A 4,563-nucleotide genomic window follows, 5' to 3' on the forward strand; every position below is an offset into this window, starting at 1 on the left:
ATTTTCATTAGTAGTGCAAAGAGATATAGGTTGGATTATTGCATGAGAGAAGTCTGCTTTACCAGCACATGCTCCAGACCCTCCATATCCTTATCGGTGATCTTGGTTTGCATCGTGCAGTGCTTGGGTCCGCACATGGAGCAAAACGCCGCCTGCTCGTAGATGGCGGCGGGCAGGCCCGCGCGCAGCTCAGGCACCCGGCTCAGCGGCCGTTGTTGCAGGGAGTGGGCAGGCCCGTGACCCTGGTTTGAGTCTTACCCAATCAGACGAACCATGCCTAAGATTGATTGTGGTGCCTCTACACTGACGCCCCTGTCGGACGATAGCACAGCCGGAGAGCTGATCCCTGAACTGGTGCGCCATGGCCTGCAGCAGCTGATTGAGCTGGAGGTCGCCGCCGTGCTAGGTGCTGAGCGCTCCGAGTGCAGCGAGGAGCGCCTTGGCCACCGCAACGGCTATCGCGAGCGGGTGCTCACACCCAGGTGGGCGACCTCAGGGCCGCCTAAAAGTCTGTCCCGATAGCCATTGGCGCTGCTGTCAGCATTGGGTTTGGTCGGCGGGTCTCAGTGCCCCCCATGCCCGAAACCCGTTCTGCTGCAGTTGATCAGCCCGCACCGGATGACCTGATCAGCTTCCTCAAGGCCATCCCCGATGGTCGGTACCGGCGTGGGGTGCGTTACCCGCAATGGTTCCTGCTGCTGGTAGCCGTGCTCGGGATCCTGAGTGGCTGCCGCAGTTCCCGAGATCTCGATGCGTTCGCCAGGCGGCACCGTGAGGCGTTGAATCAGGCGCTCGGCCTGGAGTTCAAGCGCTGGCCCTCGGATGCCACCTTCCTCTACCTGTTCAATAAGGCCCATCTCCAGGAATTTGGCCAGGTGCTGCAAGCTTGGATGATCAGCCAGATCCCAGGCGGGGCTGACGGTCTGGACCAGTTGGTCTGTGACGGCAAGACCCTGCGGGGCTCAGCCATCGAGACCGATGATGGCAACCACCGCTTTGTCGCCCAGGTCACGGTGTACGCCCGCGCTCTGGGCGTCGCCCTGGCCCAGAAGGCCTACGACACGCATGAATCCAGTGAGCGTGCCGCCCTCAAAGAGCTGCTGTGCAGCTTGGATCTGGACGGCGTTCTGATCCAGGCGGATGCACTCCACACCACCCGGTCGTTTTTCGGTGGTGCCTCTCCCAGGGGGCCGACGTACTCCTGACCGTGAAATCCAACCAGAAGACCCTTCACCGCCAGGTCGGCTGCCAGTTCCAGGGAAAGCGTCACATCCCGTTCACGGCAACGGATCACGAGAAGCGCCATGGGCGCGACACCGTCTGGGAGCTACGGGCCAGAGAGGCCTCGGAGCACATCAAGGCCAACTGGCCGGGCAGTGCCTGGATCGTGGAGGTAATCACCGACACGCTGACCCGCAAGGGCAAGCGCAGCGTGCGGCGACACCTGTTCCTCACCAGCGTGCGCACCACTCCAGAAGCCTTGCTGCGCCTGATCCGGCAGGGCTGGAGCATTGAGAACGAGTGGCACTGGGCCCGCGACGCTCAACTGGGTGAGGACGCCCATCGCTACGCGAACCGCATCGGGGCTCCGGTGTTCGCCTTCCTGCGCACCATCGTGATGAACCTGCTGCTGCGGGGCGGCTACCGCTCGATTCGCCAGGGCCTGCGGGAGCTGGCCTACGACATCAAGGGAATGCTGACGCTGGGAGGCGTGACGATGGCTGGGGCCACGACTTGATTCATACTTTTAGGCAGCCCTGTCACCCCCCCCGCCCCCCCACCCGGTGGGCGACTGCCCGGTGTCAACTACGTAGGCGGCGCATTGCATCTTTAAAGCTGCTACTCCATTAGGAGGCTGCTGAAAAAGCCAGCCAGCTGCGGGAGAATGGATTAGCGGCGCTGAGTGGATGCGCGGCCAGCCAGTCCTACCAGGACAGACTTCTAATAGGCCCTGCGGAACCGCCCGTTGAACGACTCGGCAAAGCCGTTCTGCCACGGTGATCCTGGCTGGATGTAGACCGTTGCGGTGGTCTTGCTTTCTGCCCAGCGCTTGAGGGCGTGGGCGATGAACTCGGGACCGTTGTCGCTGCGGATGTACGCCGGTGCCGGGTACACCGTGGTGAGCTCCTCCAGCACCGCCACCACGTCTTTGGCCTTGCAGCGCCTGCCGACTCGGATCGCCAGGCAGAGGCGGCTGTGCTCATCGATCACGTTGAGGAACTTGAGTCTGCGGCCGTCGGCCGTGGCATCGAACTGGAAATCCATGGCCCACACCGGTGATCGACGAACACAGCCGCCTTTGCCTCGCCATCCGGGTGGGTCGGCGCTGCAAGGCCAAGGACGTGGTGGCCGTGCTGGAAGAGCTGACCAGCGTCTATCCGGCGCCGACGTTCATCCGGTATGACAATGGGCCGGAATTTATCGCCCAGGCCCTACGCGATTGGTGCGAGGCCAGCGACACCACCAGCACGGCCTACATCGAGCCAGGATCCCTATGGGAGAACGGCTTTGCCGAATCGTTCAACGGACGGTTCCGTGATGAGTTCCTCAACACCGAGCTGTTCACAACAGCTCCCGAGGCTCAACTCCTGGCTGATCGCTGGCGCTGGGAGTACAACACGTTCAGGCCGCATTCGGCCCCCCAGGGGCGTACGCCCCTGGAGGCAGCTCAACCAGGAGCTGCAGCATGATCACGACCACCCACTCTCATAAGCCTGGGCCGATAAAGGGGGTCACGTCACCAGCCCTCCCGCCGCAACAGGCGGTGAGCCATGCGCCGGCCCCAGCGGATGTGCTCAGCGGCGATTTCCCGGAGGCGTTGGCGCAGCTTGGCCTCTTCGATATCGACGACCTTTCCCCCATGGCGCTGGGTGCTGCGGTGCTGCCCTCCCACCCACCTCAGGGATCAGGTGTTGCAAGAAGCTAGTACAGTGATCCCAGTGCCAACAAAGACTGCTCCAATTAAAGCGATGGCCTATTGGCTTGCTCATTTAGATTCTTGCATTTATGAAAGAGCGTATGTGACTGGTCTATGCAGAATAAATTAGCTTCCAATTCCTGTAACCCTTAGAGGCTGCTGATAAAGCGAGAAGATGCCAGCCTCTTGAGCGGTTCTTTCTTGATCGTTGTTGTCGCCGCGTCAATCAGGTTGACCGCTGCCAGAAGCCTGGTGCGCGATATGCACGGCCCTGAATTCTGCTCCGGAGCCCCCCTCTGCCAGCAAAGTTGACGCCTCTCCATTCCGCTCAATTTTCACCAGGGTGGCTTTATGGAGCAGAGCTATGCGTCGCTACAGCGAGGCGGTCAAAGCTGATGTGAGAAGGCGGATGAGTCCGCCACATCGGCAGAGCGTGGCCCAGATCTCGGCAGAGCTGGGAGTCCACGTGGTCACGCTCTACAACTGGAGGAAGACCTGGCGTTTGCAGGGAGAGGTGACTTTCAGGAAAGGTGTCACTCCTGGGCTGCCTTTCAGGCGGCCTGCACCAAAGGTAGCGGCCCTGGTTCATTGAGCTCATCCGTCGGCTGATTGATCCAGACCACCTCCGGTTGACGCCAACACCTGGTTGATCGTGACCAGCGCCTTGGATTGAGCTGTCGGGCTCGTTCGTAGACGACAGCGCGGTGGCGACTGATCTCCACGGCCTGGCCATCGTGACGTTGCTGGGGCGTCACGAATTTGATGCCGCTGTGGCGGTGTTGGTGGTTGTACCAGTCGACGAACGCCGCCACCCACTGACAGGCCTGGTCTTTGGAGGCAAATGGCTTGCGGGGGTATTCAGGCCGATACTTCACCGTCCTGAACAGCGATTCCGAGTAGGGGTTGTCGTTGGACACTCTTGGTCTCGAGAAAGACCTGAGCACGCCCAGTTCTTCCAACCGGCTTTCCAGCGTGGCTGCGCGCATGGCGTTGCCGTTATCGGCGTGCAGGATCAGCGGTTGCTTGCGGCCCTTGCTGATCCGCTCTCTCATGCAGGCCCTGCTCACCAGATCCGCTGCAATGGCTGGATCCTCACGTTCAGCCACATCCCAGGCCACCACCTTGCGGCTCCAGACGTCGATCACCAGGTAGAGGTAAAGCCAGATCCCGCGCACGGTGGTGGGTAGATAGGTGATGTCCCAACTCCACACCTGGTTTGCTCCTGAGGCCCTGAGCCGTGGAACGGGGCGCGGTTCCTGTGGTGGCCTTGCACGACCGCGACGGTGAACCTGGCCATGGGCATGGAGTACCCGGTAAAAGCTGCTCTCCGAGCCGATGTACAGCCCCTGATCGGCAAGAGCTGGCACGATCTGTCCTGGTGGCAGTGAGGCGTACTCCGCCTGGTTGCAGGTAAGCAGGATGCGTTGGCGCTCCTCCTCGCTCAGCTTGTGCGAGATCAGGCGTGGGCTGCCTTTGCGGCGATCGTGACCATCGCCATCACCGATCAAGGCCTTCCGCCATCGCTTGAGTGTGCGCAGGCAGATACCGATCTCGCTGCAAGCGCTGACCAAGCCTGCGCCAGCAGCATGCGCCTCGCTGATCAGCTCGATCGCCTTGCGCCGGTGAGCGGCGCTGGTCAGCCTTCC

The 4,563-nt window shown here is 61.6% G+C and carries 9 protein-coding genes; 5 read left to right on the top strand and 4 right to left on the bottom strand.

What is annotated here, in order from left to right; translation table 11 throughout:
• Positions 1 to 35: 35 nt before the first annotated feature.
• On the bottom strand, positions 36 to 197 hold the full coding sequence (locus ACIQ2E_RS12590; RefSeq protein ID WP_398331088.1) for a hypothetical protein: 162 nt from the start codon (positions 195 to 197) through the stop codon (positions 36 to 38).
• Between the two features lie 76 nt (positions 198 to 273).
• Here ACIQ2E_RS12590 and ACIQ2E_RS12595 point away from each other — a divergent pair, with 76 nt between their 5' ends.
• From ACIQ2E_RS12595 to ACIQ2E_RS12605, 3 genes are read left to right on the top strand one after another with little or no spacing between them, the layout of a single operon-like run.
• Positions 274 to 522: a transposase gene (locus tag ACIQ2E_RS12595; protein ID WP_398331066.1), complete on the top strand. Its 249-nt coding sequence runs from the start codon at positions 274 to 276 to the stop codon at positions 520 to 522.
• A gap of 53 nt (positions 523 to 575) precedes the next feature.
• Entirely contained in the window at positions 576 to 1,205 is a 630-nt protein-coding gene (locus ACIQ2E_RS12600; protein WP_398331069.1) for an ISAs1 family transposase, read from the top strand.
• A 2-nt stretch (positions 1,206 to 1,207) separates the two neighbouring features.
• Entirely contained in the window at positions 1,208 to 1,738 is a 531-nt protein-coding gene (locus ACIQ2E_RS12605) for an ISAs1 family transposase (RefSeq protein WP_398331072.1), read from the top strand.
• A 203-nt stretch (positions 1,739 to 1,941) separates the two neighbouring features.
• On the opposite strand, the gene ACIQ2E_RS12610 is transcribed toward ACIQ2E_RS12605, so the two are convergent.
• Positions 1,942 to 2,265, bottom strand: a complete 324-nt coding sequence (locus ACIQ2E_RS12610; protein WP_398331074.1) for a DDE-type integrase/transposase/recombinase — start codon at positions 2,263 to 2,265, stop codon at positions 1,942 to 1,944.
• A gap of 11 nt (positions 2,266 to 2,276) precedes the next feature.
• On the opposite strand from ACIQ2E_RS12610, the gene ACIQ2E_RS12615 reads away from it, so the two are divergent.
• On the top strand, positions 2,277 to 2,690 hold the full coding sequence (locus ACIQ2E_RS12615; protein ID WP_398331076.1) for an integrase core domain-containing protein: 414 nt from the start codon (positions 2,277 to 2,279) through the stop codon (positions 2,688 to 2,690).
• Positions 2,691 to 2,737: 47 nt separating this feature from the next.
• Here the strand turns inward: ACIQ2E_RS12615 and ACIQ2E_RS12620 are convergent, their stop codons facing one another.
• The gene (locus tag ACIQ2E_RS12620) at positions 2,738 to 2,893 is read right to left on the bottom strand and encodes a hypothetical protein (RefSeq protein WP_398331079.1); all 156 of its coding nucleotides are present in this window, start codon (positions 2,891 to 2,893) and stop codon (positions 2,738 to 2,740) included.
• A 388-nt stretch (positions 2,894 to 3,281) separates the two neighbouring features.
• Here ACIQ2E_RS12620 and ACIQ2E_RS12625 point away from each other — a divergent pair, with 388 nt between their 5' ends.
• On the top strand, positions 3,282 to 3,509 hold the full coding sequence (locus tag ACIQ2E_RS12625; protein ID WP_398331082.1) for a transposase: 228 nt from the start codon (positions 3,282 to 3,284) through the stop codon (positions 3,507 to 3,509).
• Here the strand turns inward: ACIQ2E_RS12625 and ACIQ2E_RS12630 are convergent.
• Positions 3,469 to 4,563: IS3 family transposase (locus ACIQ2E_RS12630; RefSeq protein WP_398331085.1), on the bottom strand; the 1,095-nt coding region annotated here is incomplete at its 5' end. The genes ACIQ2E_RS12625 and ACIQ2E_RS12630 overlap by 41 nt on opposite strands.

Source organism: Vulcanococcus sp. (assembly GCF_044369115.1).
Classification (GTDB): Bacteria; Cyanobacteriota; Cyanobacteriia; order PCC-6307; family Cyanobiaceae; genus Vulcanococcus.